The 22,550-nt window shown below is 63.3% G+C and carries 24 protein-coding genes; 16 read left to right on the top strand and 8 right to left on the bottom strand.

What is annotated here, in order from left to right:
- The first annotated feature begins 146 nt into the window (after positions 1 to 146).
- The 11 genes from ACFX4T_RS21500 (at position 147) to ACFX4T_RS21450 (ending at position 9,702) form a co-directional block, all read left to right on the top strand.
- Positions 147 to 1,382, top strand: coding sequence for a glycosyltransferase (locus tag ACFX4T_RS21500; protein ID WP_377654017.1), 1,236 nt, complete (start codon positions 147 to 149; stop codon positions 1,380 to 1,382).
- Between the two features lie 120 nt (positions 1,383 to 1,502).
- Positions 1,503 to 3,611 (top strand): S9 family peptidase, encoded by a 2,109-nt coding sequence (locus ACFX4T_RS21495; RefSeq protein ID WP_377654015.1) that lies wholly within the window; start codon positions 1,503 to 1,505, stop codon positions 3,609 to 3,611.
- A 224-nt stretch (positions 3,612 to 3,835) separates the two neighbouring features.
- A complete protein-coding gene (locus ACFX4T_RS21490) occupies positions 3,836 to 4,345 on the top strand; it encodes an amino-acid N-acetyltransferase (protein ID WP_377654013.1) in 510 nt (169 codons plus the stop codon).
- Positions 4,346 to 4,493: 148 nt separating this feature from the next.
- Positions 4,494 to 5,960 (top strand): FAD-binding oxidoreductase, encoded by a 1,467-nt coding sequence (locus tag ACFX4T_RS21485; RefSeq protein ID WP_377654011.1) that lies wholly within the window; start codon positions 4,494 to 4,496, stop codon positions 5,958 to 5,960.
- A gap of 10 nt (positions 5,961 to 5,970) precedes the next feature.
- Positions 5,971 to 6,183, top strand: coding sequence for a hypothetical protein (locus ACFX4T_RS21480; protein WP_377654009.1), 213 nt, complete (start codon positions 5,971 to 5,973; stop codon positions 6,181 to 6,183).
- A gap of 163 nt (positions 6,184 to 6,346) precedes the next feature.
- Positions 6,347 to 7,348, top strand: coding sequence for a dihydroxyacetone kinase subunit DhaK (gene dhaK / locus ACFX4T_RS21475; protein WP_377654007.1), 1,002 nt, complete (start codon positions 6,347 to 6,349; stop codon positions 7,346 to 7,348).
- A 2-nt stretch (positions 7,349 to 7,350) separates the two neighbouring features.
- Complete coding sequence (gene dhaL / locus ACFX4T_RS21470; protein WP_377654005.1) at positions 7,351 to 8,034, top strand: dihydroxyacetone kinase subunit DhaL; 684 nt, start codon at positions 7,351 to 7,353, stop codon at positions 8,032 to 8,034.
- A complete protein-coding gene (gene dhaM, locus ACFX4T_RS21465) occupies positions 8,031 to 8,720 on the top strand; it encodes a dihydroxyacetone kinase phosphoryl donor subunit DhaM (protein ID WP_377654003.1) in 690 nt (229 codons plus the stop codon). Before dhaL ends, dhaM begins: the two co-directional genes overlap by 4 nt.
- A gap of 87 nt (positions 8,721 to 8,807) precedes the next feature.
- On the top strand, positions 8,808 to 8,984 hold the full coding sequence (locus tag ACFX4T_RS21460) for a CsbD family protein (protein ID WP_216922729.1): 177 nt from the start codon (positions 8,808 to 8,810) through the stop codon (positions 8,982 to 8,984).
- Between the two features lie 92 nt (positions 8,985 to 9,076).
- On the top strand, positions 9,077 to 9,337 hold the full coding sequence (locus tag ACFX4T_RS21455) for a DUF4235 domain-containing protein (protein WP_223947533.1): 261 nt from the start codon (positions 9,077 to 9,079) through the stop codon (positions 9,335 to 9,337).
- A 5-nt stretch (positions 9,338 to 9,342) separates the two neighbouring features.
- Positions 9,343 to 9,702, top strand: a complete 360-nt coding sequence (locus ACFX4T_RS21450; RefSeq protein WP_377654000.1) for a VOC family protein — start codon at positions 9,343 to 9,345, stop codon at positions 9,700 to 9,702.
- Positions 9,703 to 9,730: 28 nt separating this feature from the next.
- On the opposite strand, the gene ACFX4T_RS21445 is transcribed toward ACFX4T_RS21450, so the two are convergent.
- Complete coding sequence (locus tag ACFX4T_RS21445; RefSeq protein ID WP_377653998.1) at positions 9,731 to 10,243, bottom strand: VOC family protein; 513 nt, start codon at positions 10,241 to 10,243, stop codon at positions 9,731 to 9,733.
- A 72-nt stretch (positions 10,244 to 10,315) separates the two neighbouring features.
- Here ACFX4T_RS21445 and ACFX4T_RS21440 point away from each other — a divergent pair, with 72 nt between their 5' ends.
- Positions 10,316 to 11,101 (top strand): helix-turn-helix domain-containing protein, encoded by a 786-nt coding sequence (locus ACFX4T_RS21440; RefSeq protein ID WP_377653996.1) that lies wholly within the window; start codon positions 10,316 to 10,318, stop codon positions 11,099 to 11,101.
- A 21-nt stretch (positions 11,102 to 11,122) separates the two neighbouring features.
- On the opposite strand, the gene ACFX4T_RS21435 is transcribed toward ACFX4T_RS21440, so the two are convergent.
- The 3 genes from ACFX4T_RS21435 to ACFX4T_RS21425 form a co-directional block, all read right to left on the bottom strand.
- On the bottom strand, positions 11,123 to 11,728 hold the full coding sequence (locus tag ACFX4T_RS21435) for a hypothetical protein (protein ID WP_377653994.1): 606 nt from the start codon (positions 11,726 to 11,728) through the stop codon (positions 11,123 to 11,125).
- Positions 11,729 to 11,808: 80 nt separating this feature from the next.
- Positions 11,809 to 12,291: a hypothetical protein gene (locus ACFX4T_RS21430; protein WP_377653992.1), complete on the bottom strand. Its 483-nt coding sequence runs from the start codon at positions 12,289 to 12,291 to the stop codon at positions 11,809 to 11,811.
- A gap of 113 nt (positions 12,292 to 12,404) precedes the next feature.
- Entirely contained in the window at positions 12,405 to 13,355 is a 951-nt protein-coding gene (locus ACFX4T_RS21425; protein WP_377653990.1) for an A/G-specific adenine glycosylase, read from the bottom strand.
- A 178-nt stretch (positions 13,356 to 13,533) separates the two neighbouring features.
- Between ACFX4T_RS21425 and ACFX4T_RS21420 the strand changes: the two genes are divergently transcribed.
- Positions 13,534 to 14,253: a hypothetical protein gene (locus tag ACFX4T_RS21420; RefSeq protein WP_377653988.1), complete on the top strand. Its 720-nt coding sequence runs from the start codon at positions 13,534 to 13,536 to the stop codon at positions 14,251 to 14,253.
- On the opposite strand, the gene disA is transcribed toward ACFX4T_RS21420, so the two are convergent.
- The 4 genes from disA to ACFX4T_RS21400 all read right to left on the bottom strand — a co-directional run bounded on the left by disA (position 14,250) and on the right by ACFX4T_RS21400 (position 18,983).
- The gene (gene disA / locus ACFX4T_RS21415) at positions 14,250 to 15,326 is read right to left on the bottom strand and encodes a DNA integrity scanning diadenylate cyclase DisA (protein WP_216922711.1); all 1,077 of its coding nucleotides are present in this window, start codon (positions 15,324 to 15,326) and stop codon (positions 14,250 to 14,252) included. The two genes, ACFX4T_RS21420 and disA, sit on opposite strands and share 4 nt — an antisense overlap.
- A gap of 354 nt (positions 15,327 to 15,680) precedes the next feature.
- A complete protein-coding gene (gene radA / locus ACFX4T_RS21410) occupies positions 15,681 to 17,054 on the bottom strand; it encodes a DNA repair protein RadA (RefSeq protein WP_223947538.1) in 1,374 nt (457 codons plus the stop codon).
- A gap of 10 nt (positions 17,055 to 17,064) precedes the next feature.
- Positions 17,065 to 17,808, bottom strand: coding sequence for a phosphatase PAP2 family protein (locus tag ACFX4T_RS21405; protein ID WP_377653986.1), 744 nt, complete (start codon positions 17,806 to 17,808; stop codon positions 17,065 to 17,067).
- A gap of 47 nt (positions 17,809 to 17,855) precedes the next feature.
- Entirely contained in the window at positions 17,856 to 18,983 is a 1,128-nt protein-coding gene (locus ACFX4T_RS21400) for an aromatic acid exporter family protein (protein WP_377653984.1), read from the bottom strand.
- Between the two features lie 247 nt (positions 18,984 to 19,230).
- Here ACFX4T_RS21400 and pstS point away from each other — a divergent pair, with 247 nt between their 5' ends.
- The 3 genes from pstS (at position 19,231) to pstA (ending at position 22,525) form a co-directional block, all read left to right on the top strand.
- The gene (pstS, locus tag ACFX4T_RS21395) at positions 19,231 to 20,352 is read left to right on the top strand and encodes a phosphate ABC transporter substrate-binding protein PstS (RefSeq protein WP_377653982.1); all 1,122 of its coding nucleotides are present in this window, start codon (positions 19,231 to 19,233) and stop codon (positions 20,350 to 20,352) included.
- A 136-nt stretch (positions 20,353 to 20,488) separates the two neighbouring features.
- Positions 20,489 to 21,421, top strand: a complete 933-nt coding sequence (pstC, locus tag ACFX4T_RS21390) for a phosphate ABC transporter permease subunit PstC (protein ID WP_216922686.1) — start codon at positions 20,489 to 20,491, stop codon at positions 21,419 to 21,421.
- Positions 21,422 to 22,525: a phosphate ABC transporter permease PstA gene (gene pstA / locus ACFX4T_RS21385; protein WP_223947541.1), complete on the top strand. Its 1,104-nt coding sequence runs from the start codon at positions 21,422 to 21,424 to the stop codon at positions 22,523 to 22,525. It begins immediately after the preceding gene.
- Positions 22,526 to 22,550 lie beyond the last annotated feature (25 nt).

Below are 22,550 nucleotides of genomic sequence, written 5' to 3'. Positions count from 1 at the left end.
CCAACTGCCCCGTCCATTCCGCAAGGAGTGGGCGGGGCATTTGTGTTGGTCCCCCCGAGTGCGTTGGTGCCCCGAGTTTTGTGTGCCGGTGTGCCCTTAGGGTGGCTATGGAGAGTATGGGCACAAGAACTGCAAAGGAGGGGTGCGTGCGAGTATTGATGATTTGTCCGGGGACGCGGGGAGATGTCGCCCCCATGGCAGGGCTCGGCAGTCGTCTGCAAAAGCTGGGCTACGAGGTGTCCATCGCTGCCAACTCCGCGTACGCGCACCTCGTGGTCAGGTCCGGGTGTGAGTATCGTCCTCTTCCCGGCGACCTTGGCAGGATCATCAAGCGTGTCACACCGGGTGGAGCGAAGTCGTCCGGCGGCATGCTCACCACCTGGCGGGAGCTCAGCGAGTACATGGATCAAGCGGCCACCGGGACCCTGGCTGCGGTTGAAGCGGGTGCGGATGTCATCCTGGCCAATTCCGTGGCGCCATATGCCTACGACGTCGCTGAAGCGGTTGGAATTCCAGCAGTGGGCACGCATCTGCAGCCGGTGGAACCCAGCGCAGACTACCCTCCTGTGCTGCTGGGGTCCGCCCGGAACCTGGGTAGGCTGGGCAACCGGATTATTGGCGAGCGGGTCCTGGCCGGACCTGCCCCCTACGACGCCCCGACTGCAAGGCTTCGCCACGAGTTGGGCCTGCCGAAGCTGTCACGCCAAGCTGCCGAGCGACGTCGAGCCATGGCGAACAGCACGGTCCTCCATGGGATCAGCCCCACAGTTCTACGGCGACCGGCGGACTGGCGTCCTGGGTTGGTCATGGCGGGCTACTGGTGGCCGGTGCCCGAGCCGGAATGGAGTCCGTCCGCGGAACTGGCGGACTTTCTGTCCGCAGGGCCGCCGCCGGTGTTTGTCGGGTTTGGAAGCAGCGCTGCGCTGGAGGCCGGTTTCGTTCTTGAGGCCATCAGACGGGCGGGCGTCAGGGCGGTGCTGCAGGGTGCGGGGGACCTCTCGGACGATGATGCGATCGGCATCGGCGCAGTCCCGCACGAGTGGCTGTTTCCGAGGATGGCGGTAGTCGCGCACCATGCGGGCTCTGGCACCACCGCTGCCGGCCTCCGCGCTGGTGTGCCCACGGTCTGCGTCCCGGTGTATACGGACCAACCGCTGTGGGCTGCCCGGGTTGCTGCCCTCGGCGCGGGGCCCCGGCCGGTTCCCTACAAGGGGCTCACTGTTGAGCGATTGGCGTACGCCATCCGGGAAGCCGTCAGCACCCCGTCCTACGCAGCCCGGGCAAGAATCCTCGCAGCGCGGATCGGGAACGAAGACGGGGCCTCCGCCGTGCTCCGGACGCTCCGCAACCTCCCAACTGGGTCGCAGTTAAGCGCGTTATGAGCCGCCTAAACGCGCTTAACTGCGACTCAGTTGGGTGCGGCGGGCGAATATCTGAAAGTAGTGTTTCACTGTGAGTGAACCACTCTGTGATCGGGGACACAATGCGTGTTGAATCGGAGCATGGATTCGACTGACACCCCAAGCCCGGGCACGCCACCCGCAACTCCTTTCCACGACATCGACCACTACCTCGCCATTCCCAGGGTCAGTGGTCTCACGCTTAGCCCGGACGGCAAGCGCCTGGTGACTACCGTTTCGACCCTGAACGGCAAGGGCACCGAGTTCGTCACTGCACTGTGGGAGATCGACCCCACCGGCCAGGGACACGCCCGACGGATCACCCGGAGTTCCAAGGGTGAGGCCGGTGCCGCCTTTGCCGCCAACGGCGATCTCTACTTCACGTCCTCCCGCCCCGACCCCGAGAGCGCAGATCCCGACGCCGATCCGGTGAGCGCGCTGTGGTTGCTCCCTGCCGATGGGGGCGAGGCCAGGGTTGTGCACTCGCGCGCCGGTGGGATCAGTTCCGTCATGGCGGCAAAGAACGCGGATGCCATCTTCGTCAACGCCGAGGTTTTGGCGGGTTCCAGCAATGAGGAGAACGACGAGGAACGCCGCAAGGCCCGCAAGGACAACAAAGTGTCCGCCATCCTGCACAGTGGCTACCCGATCCGCTATTGGGACGCGGACCTTGGCCCGGGTGAGCCGCGCTTGTTCGCGGTTGAGCAGGGCGAGGAGAAGGAGGCCGGCAAACCAACCACCGTTGACTCGCCAACGCCGCTAAAGCTGCGCAACCTGACGCCCGGCGTCGGAGGCTCGCTGCGGGAAGCCAAAACTGTGGTGAGTCCGGACGGCAAGACCATCTACACGAGCCTCACCAAAGCGCTCGCCAAGGCCGACAGTCGTGAGGTGCTGGCCGCCGTCGACGTCGCCACGGGAACCGTCAAGGTGCTTCTGGACCGCGAGGGAATGAGCTACTTCCCTGGTCCCGTCAGCCCGGACAACCGCACGCTGGTGGTGGAGAGTGAGAGTGACACCACGCCTACGCAAGCGCCGCAGGTCAAGCTGCACCTGCTGGACGTATCAGGCAGCGAAACGACTGACCTGGAGCCGCTCGCGCACCAATGGGACCGCTGGGCTACTGCCCTGGCGTGGCTCCCGCAAGGCAATGCCATCCTGGTGAAAGCGGACGACGACGGCGCGTCGCCGCTTTTCCGGATCGACGTCGCCAACGGGCGGGTAACGCGGGTGACGAAAGACGCCGCAGCGTATTCCGACGTCGTGGTTTCGCCGGACGGAACCACAGCATACGCGTTGCGGAGCTCCTACGAGTTTCCCCCTGAAGCTGTACGGATCCACCTCGCTTCCGGAGATGTGGTGAGGTTGCAGGCACCCGCGGAACGGCCAAGATACAAGGGGCGCCTCGAACGCGTGGAAACGACGGCGGAGGACGGCTCCCGGGTGCCAGCGTACCTGGCGCTCCCTGAAGAGGCTTCCGATAACAACCCAGCTCCCCTCCTGCTGTGGATCCACGGTGGACCGCTGGGCTCATGGAACGCCTGGACCTGGCGTTGGAATCCTTGGCTGCTGGTGGCAAAGGGCTATGCCGTGCTGCTGCCCGACCCTGCGCTCTCCACAGGTTACGGCCAGGAGTTCATCCAGCGCGGCTGGGGTGAATGGGGCAAGAAGCCCTTCTCGGACCTCATGGCCATCACCGATGCCGTAGTTGAGCGTGCGGACATCGACGAGACACGCACTGCGGCGATGGGCGGGTCCTTCGGAGGCTACATGGCCAACTGGGTGGCAGGCCAGACGGACCGCTTCAAGGCGATCGTGACCCACGCCAGTTTGTGGGCCCTGGACCAGTTCGGCCCCACCACCGACGCCGCGCAATACTGGCTGAAGGAAATGACGGTGGAGATGGCGATGGAGAACTCGCCACACCTCAACGTACGCAACATCAGGACGCCAATGCTCGTGATCCACGGCGACAAGGATTATCGCGTCCCGATCGGCGAGGGCCTGCGGCTTTGGTACGAACTACTGTCCTCGTCGCAGTTGCCTGCGGACGACAACGGCCAGAGCCCGCACCGGTTCCTCTACTTCCCCGACGAAAACCACTGGGTCCTGCAGCCACAGCATGCGAAGGTTTGGTACGGAGTCGTAGAGCACTTCCTGGCAAAGCAGGTGCTGGGCGAGGACGTTGCTTTGCCTGAGGAGCTGGGGCTGTAGGTTCCGACGCTGGTCCCGGTCGGTCCGGCCGACGGCCGGGACATTTACCGCGTGCTCGCTCCTGCGTCGCTTAGACGCACGCTACGTAAATGTCCCGGCCGTCGCCCTCGTGCCCGCCCGGCGGTTCCGCGGGCCCCGCGTCATGCTCGGGCGTACGTCATGCGGGGTCCAGCAGCTCTTTGCGTCGTTGGTATGGCGGAGTTTTGTCTCGTTAGGATGGGGGAGTGAATTCGACCTTTAGCCTTCGTCCTGCCCGTACTAGTGATGTGGCGGCGATTAAGAGGCTGGTTGCGCCGTTGGCGGAGCAGCGGATTCTGATGGCCAAGGAAACTGTGGCCTATTACGAGAGCCTCCAGGAATTCCGGATTGCCGAATCCCAGAACGGCGACGTGATTGGTTGCGGTGCCCTGCATGTCATGTGGGAGGACCTGGCCGAGATCCGCACGCTCGCGGCTGCGGACACGTGGCGGGGGCGGGGTGTGGGGCACGTGCTGGTGGAGGATCTCCTCGAAAAGGCCAAAGAGCTCGGAGTCAGCCGGGTGTTCTGCCTGACGTTTGAGGTTGACTTCTTCAAGCGCCATGGCTTTGAGGTCATGGAGGACCAGTCGGCCGTGGACCCGCAGGTGTACTCGGAGTTGCTGCGCTCGCATGACGAAGGCGTGGCGGAATTCCTGGATCTGGCCCGGGTAAAGCCCAACACCCTGGGCAATACGCGCATGATCAAGCATCTCTGAGAACCCACAACAAGAGCTGAACGGTGCGGGGTTTCAACCCTGCCCCGATTATGCGTGATTTAAACCTCTTCTCTTATCTAAAGTTGATGGATAAACTGATCGAGGCTTGCTGGGGAGCTTCCGCCATTCGGTCAATCGAGAGAAGATCATGCAGTCCCACGCGTCCTTTTCGGGTATTTCTGAACTCCAACTCAGTGTGCGCGGTCCAGTGTTCACGCCTGCCGATCCCGGATTCCAATCCGAGATTTCGGCTTTCAACCTCTCTACTCAACACCAGCCGGATCTTGCCTTCGGCGCCCTCGACGCCGAGGACGTTTCGGCGGCTATTAGATGGGCGGCGGAACGGGAAATGCCCGTAGCCGTCCAGTCCACGGGTCATGGTGCAACAAACGCGATAGAAGGCGGCCTGCTCATCAGCACCCGCCGAATGCTTGAGCTCAGCATCGACCCCCTTGAGAAGACTGCCAGGGTCGGGGCCGGTGTTCGGTGGAAGGCTGTGGTTGAGCTTGCTGCAACCTTCGGCTTAATGGGCCTCTGCGGTTCAACCTCTGACGTAGGCGTGGTGGGATACACGCTGGGCGGGGGCCTGCCAATCCTGGGCCGTAAGTACGGCTTCGCCTCGGACCATGTCATCGCCTTCGAACTGGTTACAGCAGATGGCACCCAAAAAAGGGTCACTAAGGATGAGAACCCTGACTTGTTCTTCCTCCTGCGAGGCGGCAAGGGCAACCTGGGCATCGTGACGGCCATGGAATTCCACCTTTTCCCAGCCGCCGATCTCTACGCAGGTGGCGTGTACTTCGACGGTGGCCACGCCCCGGAAGTCCTGAGGGCGTTCAGGGAATGGGTGCCGTGGCTACCCGTGGAGGCATCGGCGTCGTTGGCGTTTTTGCGCCTTCCTGACATGGAGATGATTCCTGAGCCCTTGCGGGGAAAGTTCGTGATCCACCTCCGCTACGCCTACCAAGGCGACTTGGCTGCAGCGGCGGAGCTGCTGGAACCCATGCGCCGAAGCGCCCCGTTCATGATGGACGCCACCGGTCCTTTGGAAGCAAGCCAATTCGACACGATTCATCAGGATCCGGACCAGCCTGTCCCTGTCCGCGAGCGTGGCTTGCTGCTTGATCGTTTGGACGAAGAGGCATCCGAGGTAATCCTGCGGCACTTCGGTCCGGGCGTCGAAAGTCCAGTACTGCTGGCCGAAGTCCGGCTGCTGGGCGGCGCCCTGGCCAAGAGCGCGCAGGGTGAGGACATTGTGGGCGGCCGTGACGCGGCGTTCAGCTTCTACATGGTTGCCATCGCTGCGCCTCCTGTGGTTGAGCTGCTGCCGGCAGTTTTCGATTCCGTGCATACAGACCTTCGTCCGGCTGCCAATCCCGGTACATTTGTGAACCTCCATGGGCACTTTGTGGATGCCGAGGACAGGGAGCGCCCTTGGGGCCCCAGCGCGCGGGAGCGGCTTAAGAAGGCGAAAGCGGAGCTGGATCCGAAGAACATGTTCAGCTTTGGGCAGGTAGTGGGCCTTCCTGCCCCGGAACAGCCGGTTGTTATGAATCAGGCCGTGCTGCTCGAAGACGTGGTCACTGCCGGCGGCGACGCCGTGCTGAACAGTTAAGGGGCGGATCATGCAAAATCGTGTCACGTTCCCGGACTTTTCAGCTTTCCAGATAGACATCCCCCACGGATCCTGGCCGAACGAATCCTTCTGGCCAGGGACCGCCCACTCCAACCCGGACCTGTACTCCGCATTTTGGCTCGATTTCCATGGCCGGAGTGAACCGGATTTCAGTCCTCCCGGCGCCGGCGCCCCCGCCGAACCCGCGAACCACGAAGACTAACTGTGTCATTCCGGCAGGGACGGGCCTTTAGGCCGTCCCTGCCGGCCTTTAATGGCCATGACGTTATGGGCCTCGGCGCCCTCTGCGCCGGCAAGGCCTACCCTGTGCACGGGCGCCGGTAGTAGGGTCAGAGCACCAGCCACAGCACGTCCAGGAGCATCCCATGAAAAAGCTCATCAATGATCCACGCGCCGTGGTGGACGAGTCCGTCGAAGGCTTCGGCATGGCCCATGCCGACATCGTGGACGTCCATCCCGAGCCCAAGTACGTCATCCGGAAAGGCGCACCTGTAGCGGGAAAGGTTGCCCTGGTATCGGGCGGTGGCAGCGGTCACGAGCCACTGCACGCTGGTTTCGTCGGCCTCGGCATGCTCGACGCCGCGGTGCCCGGCGCCGTCTTCACCTCGCCTACGCCGGACCAGATCATACCGGCGACCGTCGCTGTCGACTCAGGTGCCGGCGTCGTGCATATCGTCAAGAACTACACAGGGGACGTCCTGAACTTTGAGACTGCGGCGGAGATGGCACAAGCCGAAGGCATACACGTGCGTTCGGTGTTGGTCAACGACGACGTCGCCGTGGAGGACTCGCTGTACACGGCGGGCCGCCGGGGAGTGGGCGGGACGGTCCTCGTGGAGAAGATTGCCGGTGCTGCCGCCGAGCGTGGTGACGGTCTTGAAGCCGTTGCAGCCATCGCGGAGCGGGTCGCGGCCAACGTGCGGACCATGGGAGTCGCACTCTCTGGCTGCACAGTTCCTCACGCGGGTACGCCGAGCTTCGAGCTGGCGGAGGACGAAATCGAGATCGGAATCGGCATCCATGGTGAACCCGGACGGCACAGGATCGCCATGGAAAGCGCCGATGCGATCACCGACCGCCTATTGGAACCCGTGCTTGAGGATCTCTCCATCTCGTCCGGAGACAGGGTGCTGCTGTTCGTCAACGGCATGGGCGGCACACCTCAGAGTGAGCTTTACATCGTCTACCGCCGGGCCGCCCATGTACTCGCAGAGCGCGGGGCATCAGTGGAGCGCTCGCTGGTGGGGAACTACGTGACCTCCCTCGAAATGCAGGGTTGCTCGGTGTCCGTGCTGCGCCTCGACGACGAATTCGTGCGTTTGTGGGATGCTCCGGTTCACACTGCCGCCCTGCGTTGGGGAGTGTGAGCATGGGCTTGGGCGTTGATTGGGCAGTGGACTGGCTGAAGCTTTCGGCGAAGGCCATGGCAGAACACCGAACGGAGTTGATCGAGCTGGACCGGGCAATCGGCGACTCGGACCACGGCGAGAATATGGACCGTGGATTCCAGGCCGTGGTGCAGAAGCTGGACGAGGCGCCGCCGGAGACCGCGGGAGCTGCGCTTAAGGCGGCGGCGATGGCACTGATGTCCAAGGTGGGCGGAGCTGCCGGGCCGCTGTATGGCACGGCATATCTTCGGGCGGCCACTTCCCTCGGCGATTCCACTGACATCGACGCCGATGCCTTGGCTTCCGCGCTCGCGGCTGCCCGGGACGGAGTGGTTGCCCGCGGCAAAGCCGAGACGGGGGACAAGACCATGATTGATGCGTGGACGCCCGCCGTTGAGGCAGCCCGGAACGCGGCGTCCGATGGCGGTGATGTACATGCTGTCTTGCAGGCTGCTGCAGAGGCGGCCGAAGTGGGGGCTGTGGCTACCGATCCGCTGGTGGCTCGCAAGGGCCGCGCAAGTTACCTCGGGGAGCGAAGTGCAGGGCATCGCGATCCAGGGGCTGCGTCCACGGCGTTGCTCTTGCGCGCCGCGGCAGCAGCGGCGGCTGGCTCGGTAGGAAACACAGGAACCTCCGCAGGAAACACAGGAACCGACGCCGTATGACAGTTGGGATTGTGGTTGTCTCCCACAGCAGCAAGATCGCTGAAGGCGCTGTGGAACTCGCCGCCCAGATGGCGCCCGACGTCGAACTCGTCGCCGCCGGGGGCACTGACGACGAACGGATTGGCACCAGCCTCGAGAAGGTGCTTGCCGCCGTCGAGCAGTCACTGATTGATGCCGGAGGGGATGGCGTGGTGGTGCTGGCGGATCTGGGCTCGGCAGTAATGACAGCTGAGTCTGCGATCGAGTTCGCCAGCGATCCCGACGCTATTTTGCTTGCCGATGCGCCTTTGGTTGAAGGGCTGGTGGCCGCGGCCGTCGCGGCACAGGGCGGGGCTGGCGTCGAAGACGTGCGTAAGGCTGCCGAAGCGATTGGATTCGGGGCTTCTGCCGGTACTGAGGCGCCGGGCAGTCCTCGCGAACCCCAGGAACCGGATGCTGCCGGCGATTTTGAGCTCATTAATCCCATGGGCATCCACGCGCGGCCTGCGGCCAAGATAGCCGGTGGACTGTCCGGCCTTGACGCTGAGGTGACAATCAACGACGTCGACGGGACGTCCATGATGGCGCTTATGACGCTCGCCGCCGGGCAGGGTGCAACCCTGCGCGTGGAGGCCCGGGGCAAGGACGCCGGAAAGGCAGTTCAGTATGTCGGGCGGTTGGTGGGCGAGGGGTTCGGGGAGATCTAACTAGCCTTCGTCAGGAGCAAATATTGCTAAGTATGCTGATTAGTGATGTTCTAGAGGTACAGATTCACTACTAGGAAGAGGTGCAACATGGGTGCTGACGACAAGATGGAGAATGCTGGCGAGAAGATGGCAGGCAAGGCTAAAGAAGCTGCCGGAAAGCTTACCGACAACGAGCGCCTGGAAGCCGAAGGCAAGGGCGAGCAGGTCAAGAGTGACCTCAAGGGCGCTGGCGAAAAGGTAAAGGACGCTTTCAAGAACGACTAGGAATTCAGGCGGGGCCGTTGCGGTTGCAGCGGCCCCGCCTTCCTTTGTGTTTGATAGGGCATAAGCCCCGGGATCGGATGGAGGATTCTTTCGTGAATTTGCTGGTGAAGTTGTTCGGTCTGGCAGTCAGTCTTGGAGCTGGCGTGCTGGCAAACAAGACACTCGAAGGGCTCTGGGAGAAAAAGACAGGAAAACCTGCCCCCAAGGACGGAACTGACCTGAACGATTCCTTGCCGGGAGTGCTCGTGTTCGCTGTAGTTTCCGCGGGTGTTGGCGCCGTGGTTCACGTTCTTACCCAGAGGGGCACCAAAAGTGCGCTGGCCCGAATGAAGAAAACGGCAGACGAGGTGTAGTAGACATGGCAATTGCCCGATACCCGAGTGTTGTTATTGATTGTCCGGATGCGCCCGCCCTTGCCGCCTTTTATGGCGAACTGCTGGGCTGGGACGTTAAGGGCGAAACCGATTGGTTCGAGATTCGTCCCAGCGATGGGAACAATTGCATTGCTTTCCAACAGGTCGAGTCGTATCACGCGCCGGAATGGCCGGGGCAAACGGTTCCCCAACAGATGCACCTTGACCTGACGGTGGAGGACCTGGACAAGGGCGAGGAGGTGGCCCTTTCCCTGGGGGCAAGCAAGGCGGAGCACCAGCCGGGGACCACCTTCAGGGTGTTCCTTGACCCGGCCGGCCATCCGTTCTGCCTGTGCCTTTCCTGACTCTGCCTTTCCTGACCGGGGTGCGTGCCTAACCCTGCTGGGCCGCCCACTCCTCGACGCGACGGTTGCTCTCCTCCTCGGAGAGATCTTCCACGCGGGTCATGATGGACCAGCGGACGCCGAAGGGATCGCGGATGCTGGCATACCGGTCCCCTGAAACGAACGTGGTGAGTGGTTCGCGGATGATGGCGCCGGCTTGTTCTGCTCGTTGCACGAGTGCGTCTGCGTCCGGGCAGTAGAAGCCCAGGGAGTAGCAGTCATCATCGCCCTCCGGCGGCGGGACCAGGTGGTATTCCTGGTTGGGTTCGCCCAGTTGAAGGTGACCGTTCCCGAGGTCGAGTTCGGCGTGGACCACAACTCCGCCCATCTCAGTGGTGCCAACAATCCGTGCCCCGAAAACGTCCCGGTAGAACGCGATCGCATTCTTGGCATCGGGTACGGCGAGGAACGGGGTCAGGCTGGTCAGCCCGTTGGGGACTCCGTGGGTGGTGTGCTTGCCGTGGGCGGCCGTGGTTGGCTCGGTGCTTGTAGTATCTGTCATGTCCAAGACGTACGGGCCGGGCTGGCTGTGGCGCTTGGAAATTCGCGACAGACTTTGTTGGGGAGGAGGCCGGTGGATAGTTCGTTCAAGGGCATTCTGTACCCGGCACGGCTTCCCACTTTCAACCGTTTGGCGGCACCGGAGTCTGTTTCGGAGCTCGTCCAGTGGTTCTGGATTCCCGAATGGGATATTGAGCCAGGCCGCACCTCCCGTCAGCATTTGATCGCCTACCCCGCATCCAATCTCGTTGTGCAGGTGGATGACGTGGTCTTCTCGGGTCCCACAACCCGGGCCGCCTATCGCGACTTGAATGGCCGCGGCTGGGCAGTTGGAGCGCTATTGCGCCCGGCGGCTGCCCCGGTGTTCACCGACGATCCCGGCAGCTTGCGTGATGCCGAGGTGGCATTGCCGTTGGAGGACCTCCACCGTTCCGTCGCGCGGGCAATGAACGCCCCCGACGGCGGCGCGCGCCGCGAGCTGGCAGTGGACGCCTTTAAGTCGTGGCTGGCTTCCCTGGACTACGTACCTTCCGAAGAAGCTTTGCTGGCCAACCGGATGATGGACATTATTGCCTCCGACCCGGACGTGGTCCGGATTGACGATGTGGCGGCCCGGCTGGCTGTTTCGGGCCGGTCGCTTCAACGAATTGCCAGGAAATACATCGGACTCAGCCCGTCGGCGCTCATCCGTCGGCGTCGCCTGCAGGATGCTGCAGAAAGGGCACGGCTGGACCCTTCCGCTGATCTTGCGGGCATCGCCGCCGAACTTGGCTATGCCGATCACGCACACCTCACCAACGACTTCCAGAAGTACTTGGGGTTCACGCCGAGCACCTATCGCCGTGCTGTTGGCAGTTAGCCTGGGCCCCCAAGCTGTCGACTACACAGCACGATGCGAAATCTCTTGAAGTTGAAGGGGTTGGCAGCCTTCCGCGAGCACCTCCGCCGGCTTTGGAGTCGGCTTGTGGAGCGCATCAAGAAACAACCTATAGGAGACGACTCCCGCACTTGTGGACCCGGTGGAGCAGCAGCATCGGTAAACGTGCGTCATCCAAGGGCCCGGCAAGAGTGCTCGAAGCCACGAATCGCACTCGGTCAGCGAGAGCGTGGCCTGGATTCCACTGTCCTTGCGATGAGCAGCAACGGACACGGTGACGCAGGTTCCTGCTGGTGCTGGGCCCGCGGCGAACCATCCCCATTCCACGGTCTCGACAACGATCGTCACATTGATGTTCTCGTCTTCGATTGATGAGGTGGGGCTCATTCGATAATGGCGTCGGCCGCTGTGGCGTGGGTCGCGTTGTGAAGACCCGCTGAGCGCCTCGCGAAGTTCGTTTAGTTCGGTGCCATGTTTGTTGCGGATCCTCGCGCTGAGATCCACCACCAAGTTTCCCTCTGCTGCGGTGGGCGCCGGGGCCTCGAGGGCAGCAGGGGTGGGTGCCGTAACAAAAAACGTGTCACGGATGGGCTGCTCAGACCGGTGCACAACACCCCCAGGACTTGACCATCAGGCAGGTGAGACGAGAATACCCGTCCAAAAATCAAATTGCTAGAGGAACCGTCCGATTATCCCTGCCTTAGCCCTGTCGCATCGAGCACCAGATTGGCGGTAATGAACCGACCGCACTGCTCACCAAACGGGTAGTTGCCCTTGGGCGTGAACGTCAGCGTCCGAACAGGCAACGCGGTCCCGGATGGAGAGGTGCCGGACACGGTCGCTTCAAGCGGACTTTCTGAGAGCGCGGGCAGTCCCAGGAAGCCGGTCATTGTGCCATCGGGGGAGGACGTTGCAGAGCACACGCCCTCAGGGGAGCAGCCCTGATCCACGGCGATTGAGCCTGGGTGCAAAGGAATGTCGGCTTCGGTGCAGGTCCCGTCCTGGCACGCCTTCATCCGCAAAGTAGCAATTTTGTCCACGTAGTCGGCAGCGACCGTGATCGAGACTCCAGACGCCTGGGCGATCGCCGGGCAAGGAACCGGCTCGGCGAAGCAGCTGGGAAGAAGTGCCGAGGTACCCATCAGGGTGAAAGCCAAACCAATCTTGCCCATGCTTCAGGGTAGGACTGGAATCAGCAGGAGGCGCAGCATCGGATGGAATCGGCACCCCATCGTTACGGCTCGCACTAGCCCGTTGCCGAACCGACACCGCGCGTGATTGCCGCTTAGGCGGGAAGCCGCAAACCGCCGTCGTGGATTTCCGCCAAACCGTCGCTGACCAGGCCATCGAGTGCCCGTTCCAGCTGCTCGGGCGCTGAGTTGAGCCGGTGCAATGCTGCCAGCGGAATCCCGACGCCGGACGGCGCGAAGCCGAGGTCCGCCGGCGCCTGCTCGAACATCTCGCGCGGAACCGGGATTGCAGCTTCGCGGAGGACGGCCATCACGGCTCCGCGGACTTGCCGGTCCGTGCCGTGCCAGGACTGGCCCTTGGGCGTGTACGACGGCGGTGGCTCACCTGCGGCGAGCCAGGCGCAGCTGGAGCGCACGGGACAGTCGGTGCACTTGGGGCTGCGGGCCGTGCACACCACGGCACCCAGTTCCATGACCGAGGCGTTCCAGCGCACGGACAGAGGGCGGTCTTCGGGCAGCAGGGCATCGGCGAGGCGCATCTCGGCCGCTGTGAGCGCCGGAGCGGGCAGGGCGTGCCCGGAGATGAGGCGTGCATGAACGCGGCGGATGTTGGTGTCCACCACTGTTTCTCGGCGGCCAAAAGCAAAGGAGGCGACGGCGGCAGCGGTGTAGGTGCCAACCCCGGGCAGGGTCAGGAGCTCGGGATAACTGTCTGGAACGTCGCCATGGTGCTCGTCGCGGATGGCCACTGCGGCTGCGTGCAGTCGAAGTGCCCTGCGGGGATAGCCGAGGCGGCCCCAGTGACGAACGGCCTCACCGGAGGGCTCATCTGCCAGGTGCGCGGGGGTTGGCCAGCGTTCCATCCAGTCCCGCCAGACCGGGAGGACCCGGACCACGGGAGTTTGTTGGAGCATGACTTCGCTGACCAGGATGCCCCAAGGGCTGCAATCAAGCTCGCGCCACGGAAGGTCCCTGGCGGTCTCGGCAAACCACAGGTCCAAGGATTGGTGGAGCCCGGCGAGTTGGTCGGTACCGGGAAGTGCCATGCGTCAGATCTCCCGGACTGTTGAGGTTTGGCCGGCGCCGCAGCGCCCGAATTCTGCCCTCTACTGTAGTGGAAACCGGGACGGCAACGCTCCTGCGGTGCACGTCACACACGGCGGGTTTGGCGCCCGGCGGCGTGGTGTTGGCGTGCTGCGGAGTGGGCCCGCCTAGCCTAGAAACATGGCCAATCAGGGTAAGAACCAGTCGTCCGCGCGCACATCAGCGCCGGGCAAGGGTGCTGCCCCTAATTCAGGTGGTGTGCGCCGCCCTGGCACCCCGACGTCCAGGCGACGTCCAAGCCCTGCCGTTTACCGCCGTCGTCGGCAGTTTGTCTTCGGTGCCCTGCTGCTGGTGATCGCCCTCGTGGTGGCTGGCGTGGTGGCAATCAGTGGAGCGTTCGCAGGTAAGTCCGAGCCCCAATCGGTCAGTACGCCTGAAGCGTCCCAGGTGCCCACGCAAGGGAACGCGCCAACAGCAGGCACTGCCTCACCGTCGGCAACGCCCACGCCTGTGTGCGACCTGAGCCTGGTGACCGTGGCCGCAGCTACGGACAAGCCAGCCTACGGGGCTGAGGAGAAGCCGCTGCTCACCATGACCATCACCAACGGCGGAACGGCGCCGTGTGAGGTCAACGTGGGCACGTCCCAAATGGAGTACGTGGTGATGAGCGGCTCGGACAGGATCTTCTCCTCCAAGGATTGCCAGGCCGGAAGTGAAGACCTGATCAAGACCATCCAGCCCGGCAAGAGCGAGACCGCCAATTTCCCCTGGCAGCGCAACCGGACGCTTGAGGGCTGCGCTGCGATCAACGCCAAGCCCGGTGCAGGCGGCGCTTACTACACGTTCGAAGCGCGGCTGGGAAACAAATCCAGCACCAAGGCCGTCTTCCAGCTGAACTAGAGGAAGCGGTCCAGCAGGCTTGCCTCGGCCATGCGGCTCAAACCTTCACGGACCGTGCGTGCGCGTTGATCGCCGATGCCGTCAACGGTCATGAGGTCATCGATGGTGGCTGCCATGAGGTTCTGCAAGCCGCCGAAGTAATCCACCAGCCGATCTGCGACGGCCTTCGGCACGGACTTGAGGCCGGACAGGAGGCGGTAGCCGCGGGGTTGGACCACAGCATCCAACTGTTCCACACCGCCCGCGAAGCCGATGATTCCCGCGATCCGGCTGAGGTCGATCAATTCGGTGGGGCCGAGATTGAGGAGCGCTTGGACTGCTTCTTCAATATCCTCGGGAGTGGCGTCGGGGTCTGCGTAGTCGCGGATGATGACATCGCTGCCCGGGCCACGACCCATGGTCAGTTCCTCCACCTGCAGCGACAGCAGGCGGCCATCTTCGCCGAGTTCCAGCACGTATTGGGCAATTTCCTCGGAAATCCGCCTGACCATTTCCTGGCGTTGCAGGGTGACGGCTACGTCCCTGACGGTGACCAGGGCTTCAATCTCAAGTGCTGAAAGGGAGCTGGTGACTTGGTCCAACCTCGCGCTATACCGCTCCAGCGTTGCGAGGGCCTGGTTTGCGCGGGCTAGGACTTTCTCCGAGCCCTCCAGGACGTGGCGCAAACCATTCACGTACAGGGCAATGATCTGCATCGACTGGCTGACAGAGATAACCGGAACGCCGGTTTGGATGGCGACGCGCTCAGCTGTGCGGTGCCGGGTCCCGGATTCCTGGGTCTCGATGCTGGAGTCCGGAACGAGCTGCACTGCGGCGCGGACGATGTTGCTGGCGTCCTTATCGCAGATGATGGCGCCGTCCATCTTCGCGAGTTCACGGAGGCGTGTGGGCGAGAACTCGATGCCGATATCGAATCCGCCGGAACAGATGGAGTCGATGGTGCGGTCCGAGCCCAACACAATCAAGGCGCCGGTTCGTCCACGGAGGATGCGCTCCAAGCCGTCCCGTAAAGGAGTTCCGGGTGCGACTCTGGCCAGAGTCGCCTTGAGCGACTCTTCCGGGCTCCGGGCCATAGGGTTTCCCTTCGAAGGTGCAAGCCATGGCTCACAGACAAGCTGAATCCGGCATCCGCGGGCACTTGGAAAAATGCCCTGATGACGACTAGCACCATGATATGGCTTCCGGGCACCGTTAACCGCACCAGCAAGCCCCAAAGTGGGTCATTTCGTTATGTACGGGGACGCCCGGAAGGTGCCTTTCAGGTGTCTCCGTTGAAGGCCATTTGGGCCGATCGCTCGCTGACGTGGGCGTATATAACAAATTGGTGTAGATATTCTAGTAATCCACCTGCCGCTTCAACCTATTACCCAGCCACAGCATCGCCAGGCTCACCACAAGGAAGCCAACGGAAATCGCAAGGGCCGGCGCTAAGTGATCAACAGCTCCAACGCCTCGGCCAGATGCCCTACTTCGCGCACGGAGAAACCTTCCGGAATAACGCCCGCGCCCGCAGGGCTGGCCGGGACAATGGCGTGCGTGAAGCCCAGTCGGTGTGCCTCTTGAATGCGCTGGTTGATTCCGGGAACAGGGCGGACTTCGCCTGCCAGCCCGACTTCACCAAAGGCAATGAGCCGTTGGGGGAGTGCTTTGCGGGATTTGGCTGACGCGACGGCCAACGCCACGGCAAGGTCCGTGGCAGGTTCGCTCAGCTTCACGCCGCCCACGGTTGCCACGTAGGAGTCGTCCTTGTGCAGCATGCACCCGGCGCGCTGCTGAAGGACTGCCAAAAGCATTGCCACACGGGAGCTCTCCAGCCCGCTGGTAGCCCGCCGGGGTTGGGCATTTGCGCTCTCGGCCAGCAGCGACTGGACCTCTGCGAGCAACGGGCGGCGGCCCTCCATGGTCACCGTGATGCAGGTGCCGGAGACAGGTTCGCGGGTTCGCGACACAAACAGCCCGCTTGGATCAGCAAGCCCCTCAATGCCGGCCTCGTTCAGGTCAAAGCAGCCGACGTCGTCCGTGGCGCCATACCGGTTCTTGACCGCCCGGAGCAGCCGTAGCCGGGAGTGGCGCTCCCCTTCAAACTGGCACACGACGTCCACCAAGTGTTCCAGCAGACGTGGGCCCGCGATGGTGCCGTCCTTGGTCACGTGGCCCACCAGGAGCGTTGTCATGTTCCGCCGTTTGGCCGCGGCGATGATGGATGCGGCAACCTCGCGGACCTGCGACACGCCACCCGCACTGCCTTCGACGTCGGCACTGCTGAGCGTCTGGACGGAGTCCACGATCAGCAGCTTCGGCTCAAGCTTCTCCACTTGGCCCAGCGCCTGTCCAAGATCGGTCTCGGCGGACAGATACAGAGTATGCGCGACGGCGTCGATCCGCTCCGCGCGAAGCTTCACCTGCGCTGCGGACTCCTCACCCGTGATGTACAGGACGTCCTGGCCAGTCCGCGCGAACTTCGCTGCTACGTCCAGCAGCAGTGTGGATTTCCCGACGCCGGGTTCCCCAGCCAGCAGGATGACGGCCCCCGGGACGAGCCCTCCTCCAAGGACGCGGTCCAACTCATCCACGCCCGTAGGAAGGAATGCCGCTGTTGTCCCATCCACCTCAGCGATGCGGCGGGCCGGCTCCAAAACCGTAGCGGCCGGCGTCGTACGGGCTACCGTGGCGCCGTACTCCTCAACGGTTCCCCAGGCTTGGCACTCACCGCACCGGCCCACCCATTTGATGGCCGTCCAGCCGCATTCGGCGCATTTGTAAGCGGGTGTCTTGGATGCGCGGGAGGTCTTGGAAGCCATGGGTTCAAGGTTAGTCGCGGGGGCTGACAGTATTGGCGCCGGGTGTCCCATGCCGCGCCGCGTCAACGAAAATGGCTAGCCCTGTAACGCCAAGCGCCAAGCCCAGGGACGCAACCACATCCGTGAGCCAGTGGTAGCCCAGATACAAACGGCTGAAGGCGACCAAGAGCGCGAGCAGCGCAGCACCCATATAGGCAAGTACCGCCGTCGTGCGGGTTCCCGATCGCGAGACGAGAAGGTAGGTGAGGACCAAAGCGAAGATTCCAGCTCCGAGGGTGTGGCCGGAGGGGAAGGACAGGGCGTCGTCGGGGCCGAGCAGAAAATCCGACGACGGCGGGCGGGAGCGGCTGACTTCGAACTTGATGACGGTGCACAGCACCAAGGCAAGCACCATGCCACCCATGAGAACGGCCGGCCGCCACAACTCCCTCTTCCAGATGGCCCATGCGCCTGCCAGGACGGCGCCGATGGCCGTCATGGCGGTCGGCGACGTCACCGTTGAAACGGCCGCGAGGAGAGCGGTGGCAACTGCGCTGCGGGAATCAACCAGGGCGCTGTGTACTGTGCTGTCCAGGGTGGCTAGTCCGCTGTCCGAAAGAACGGCCGCGAACATCAGCCAGAAAATGACGTCGCCAGCGACGAACAGTGCGCCAGCCCAAAGAAACAATGGGCGCTGGCGAACGCGCAGCTCTGGGGCCGCTTGGGGATTGACGGACAATGCAGGGAACATCCGCTCATTATCCGCAATGGGCATGGGACTTTGCTGGGAGGAAGCTGCCTGGAAGTTGGAGAGCCGCAACGTTACAGAGCCGGCAGCACGTCCCGGGCCTCGTCGGATTCCAGACCGCTGGCCTCCAAAAGGTCCACCATGAGCGGCCGGAACAGCATCACCACGGTCTCGCCCTCAAGCTTCTGAACGTCGAGCATCTTGGGGTGCAGGCGCGAGGCGATGTCGGTCAACTCGTTGCGGGCGTGACGCATATGGACGCGTCGGGTTCCCTCGCTTTGCTCCGCCAGGCCAATGGTCAGTTCATCGATTGCAGCGGCAGTTTCCTGAAGTACCTCGGAGATGCTGTCGATTGCTTCGTCGGACAACGCGGCATGGTTGATCGCGCTGGTGAGCCTGCGGGCAAAAACGCGACTGTTACGAAGGGCAAGATCGATGTATTCCAGCGAATGCTCCAGGCTGGCTAGCTCGTCGCGATGCCTGCGATGGGCCGGAGCCAGAGTGGCTACCTCGCCCGAGGCGCGCAGGGTCTGCCGCATCCGGTCCACCAGTGGCTGGCAGTTACGGCCGCGAATCAGCGCGTGCCAGGCAATGGTGGAGTCGCTTTCGACCATGGCCTTGCCGCACTCGCGCAGCACTTCGGCAAGTTCGTGCAGGATTTTCTGGACGTCCTTCCGCGGCTCCCGCCGCGGATCCTTCGGCACCAAAATAGTCACCAGCAGGGCGAACACGCCCCCCACCACCGCATCCAGGCTCCGCGTGAAAGGCCCGCCAGCCGGCGCCGGCAGCAGCACCACCAGCAGCGACTGGAGCCCCAGCTGGGTGGTGAAAATGGTCCCGCTGTCCAGGAACCTGGCCAGCAGGATAGAGAAAAGAAGCACGACGGCGGCCTGCAGGATCCCAGCGCCCAGCCAGTGGAGCAGGAGGTCACCCACCACGATGCCGAGCGTGCAGCCCAGACCAACCTCAATAACACGACGCAAGCGCGGATCACGGGAGAAGCCGAGCGCAATCAGAGAAGAAGTGGCCGCGAACAATGGCCCTTGGTGGCCCAGGATGTATTCCGCGAAAGCATAGGCGCCCACGGCACACACCGTCATTTGAATAGCCGGCGTCAGGGAATTCCGGCTACGGACCAAGCCGGTCCGGACTCTGGCACGCAGGAACCTCTTGCTTGCAGAAAATCCCTTCGCGGCAGCCATGTCCTCAAGTCTATTTGCCGAAGCCGGGCAACGATGACGCGTCGGACGCCGGGGGGAGCCCTGCTCAAGGTGGCGCGCGCCACATAACCCAATGGTCCGCCGTCGTTCACTTTGCGTTCACCTTCAACGTCAGATCCCGTTACCTGCGCTGCTTACCTTCAGTAAAGGCACAAAAGGTCCATAGCTCACGCGCGCCGAAATCTCCGTTCGGCCAGCATCAGAGAATCCCTGGAAGGGGTACATCCAAGTGAAGGCAACTCGCTTCGGCCGCAACGCGGCAATCGCGGTCATCGCAGCTGGCGCTCTCGCGCTCACCGCTTGCGGTTCAGACAACGCAACGGGCACGCCCGCTGGCACGCAGCCAGCAGCATCCGGCATGAAGGTCACCGGCACCCTCACCGGTATCGGTGCGTCCTCCACTGGCGCAGCCATGGACGCCTGGAAGGCCGGCTTCGCCAGTGCAAACCAGGGCGCAACCGTCCAGTACTCCCCGGACGGTTCCGGCGCAGGCCGCAAGGCCATCATTGATGGCTCGGCACAGTTCGCAGGCTCGGATGCCTACCTTAAGGACGAAGAGCTCGAGAGCTCCAAGGCCAAGTGTGGCCCTGAAGGCGCCATCAACATCCCGGTATACATCTCCCCGATCGCCGTCGCGTTCAACGTCCCCGGTGTCACGGACCTAAAGCTCGACGCCGCTACAGTCGCCAAAATCTTCCGCGGCGAAATCGCCAATTGGAATGACCCCGCAATCGCAGCCCTGAACGCCGGCGTTACCCTGCCGGACCTCAAGGTCACCCCCGTGAACCGTTCTGACGACTCCGGAACAACCACCAACTTCACCGACTACCTCGCAGCCGCTGCTCCCGAGGTATGGACAGACAAAGCTGCAGGCGTCTGGCCGGCAGCCCTGAAGGGCGAAAACGCCAAGGGCACCTCCGGCGTCGTCAAGACCGTTACCGACACCCCCGGTGCCGTGACTTACGCCGATGACTCCGCTGTCTCCGGCAAGCTGGGCACCGCGTCCATCAAGGTCGGCGAGGAATTCGTCAAGATCTCCGCTGATGCTGCTTCCAAGGCCGTCGAAGCCGGCAAGCCTGTCGATGGCCGCGCCGCCAACGACGTCGCCATCAAGCTGGACCGCAAGACCACTGTCTCGGGCGCCTACCCGGTAGTGCTCGTTTCGTACCACGTAGTCTGCACCACGTACGAGACCAAGGCAGTTGCTGACCTGGTCAAGGCATTCGAAAGCTACGTAGTGTCCGACGAAGGACAGAAGACCGCCGCTGACGCCGCAAAGTCCGCGCCGCTGTCCAAGACCCTGCAGGACAAGGCAAAGGCTGCCCTCGAAACCATCAAGGCCAAGGCCTAAAGGTTTCCCGGCGGGTTTGCCTGAACCCGGCTAAACATTGAAGTTCCCTGCTCCGCGCGGAGTGGCTTGAGCCGCCCGCGCAGGGCAGGGAACTTAGCCATGTAAGACCAGTTCACTGAGACTGAAGGATCGTGAAGTGACCACCAACTCCCTGACAACCTCCCAAGGCGCAGGACGCGCCGGGGACAAGGTTTTCTCCGGGGCCGCCATGGCCGCAGGGTGCCTGATTCTGGCGGTTCTCTTCGGAGTCGCCCTTTTCCTTGTCGTGCAGGCAATCCCTGCGCTCGCAGCACCGCCCGCAGATATACAAGGCGGCCACGGCTTCTTCGCCTACATCGCCCCGATCGTGGTGGGCACGCTCATCGCCGCCGTGATTGCGCTCGTCATCGCAACCCCCGTGGCAATCGGAGTGGCCTTGTTCATCTCCCACTACGCCCCGCGCCGACTGGCTTCGGGGCTTGGGTACGTTGTGGACCTGCTGGCCGCCATCCCGTCCGTTGTCTACGGTGCCTGGGGTGCGGCGTTCCTCGCCAAGGAAATCTCCCCGGCCTACGACTGGCTCGCCAACAACCTGGGCTGGATCCCGATCTTCCAGGGCCCGGCGTCCGCCACCGGCAAGACCATCCTGACCGCCGGCATCGTCCTGTCCGTCATGGTCCTGCCCATCATCACCTCCCTGTCCCGCGAAATCTTCCTGCAGACCCCCAAGCTGCACGAGGAAGCAGCGCTTGCATTGGGAGCCACCCGCTGGGAAATGATCCGCATGGCCGTCCTTCCGTTTGGTCGTCCGGGCATCGTCAGCGCCATCATGCTTGGCTTGGGCCGTGCTCTTGGCGAGACCATGGCGGTTGCGCTGGTGTTGTCCTCAGGAGTCTTGACGGCGAGCCTGATCCAATCCGGAAACCAGACCATCGCCGCCGAGATCGCCCTGAACTTCCCGGAAGCCAGCGGTCTGAAGGTCAACACGTTGATTGCCGCAGGCCTGGTGCTGTTCGTGATCACCCTCGGCGTGAACATGATTGCCCGCTGGATCATCACCAAGCACAAAGAATTCTCGGGAGCCAACTAAATGACCGCCACCGTAGTCCGAAAGCGCTCGGCGCTCACCAAGGGCCAGCTGCCCAAATTCGCGCCCTACATTGTCCTGGCCGTCGCCGTGATCGTCGGTGCGGCGATCCTCGCGCTCATCGGCTTCAACGCCTTCGGCTGGGGCGTCGTCTCCGCTGCCCTGTTCACCATCGGCTTGGTCGCGTGGAGCGGTGCTGTTGAAGGTGCGCGCAAGGCCAAGGACAAACTGGCCACCTGCCTCATTGTCGGGTCCTTCCTCATTGCACTCCTCCCGCTGGTCTCGGTCATCTGGACTGTGCTCGTGAACGGCATCCCCGGACTCGTGACTCCCGGCTTCCTTGGTACGTCCATGAACGGCGTCACCGGCGCGTTCGACAACAAAGCCGTGGAAGAAGGCGGCAAGGTCCTCGGCGGCATCTACCACGCGTTGCTGGGCACCCTGCAGATCACGCTCCTTGCCACCGTCATCTCCGTTCCAGTTGGACTGCTCACCGCGATCTACCTGGTGGAATACGGCAACGACCGCCCCCTGGCCCGGGCCATCACGTTCTTCGTGGATGTCATGACCGGTATCCCGTCCATCGTGGCCGGCCTCTTCGCGGCAGCGTTTTTCTTCGCGGTTGTTGGCCCCGGCACCAAGACCGGTGCGGTAGCCGCCGTCGCGCTTTCAGTCCTCATGATCCCGGTAGTTGTCCGCTCCAGCGAGGAAATGCTGAAGATCGTCCCGAACGAGCTCCGCGAAGCGTCCTACGCGTTGGGGGTGCGTAAGTGGCGAACCATCACCAAAGTGGTCATCCCGACGGCGATCTCCGGCATCGCGTCCGGCGTCACTTTGGCAATCGCCCGGGTTATCGGCGAGACCGCTCCCATCCTTGTCACCGCAGGCTTCGCGACCACCATCAACAACAACGTCTTTGGGGGTTGGATGGCCTCGCTGCCGACGTTCATTTACACCCAGATCCTGAACCCGACGTCGCCGTCCAACCCTGGCCCCTCGGACCAGCGGGCATGGGGCGCCGCCTTGGTGCTGATCATCCTGGTGATGCTCCTGAACCTCGGCGCCCGCCTCATCGCCCGTCTGTTCGCTCCCAAGACGGGCCGCTAGCCGGGTCGGCCACCAGTTTTTTCGG

It is taken from the genome of Paenarthrobacter sp. YIM B13468, from assembly GCF_042788025.1.
Taxonomy (GTDB): Bacteria; Actinomycetota; Actinomycetes; order Actinomycetales; family Micrococcaceae; genus Arthrobacter; species Arthrobacter aromaticivorans.
The sequence above is the reverse complement of the archived record's forward strand: the minus strand, read 5'-3'. Positions and strand labels throughout refer to the sequence as shown.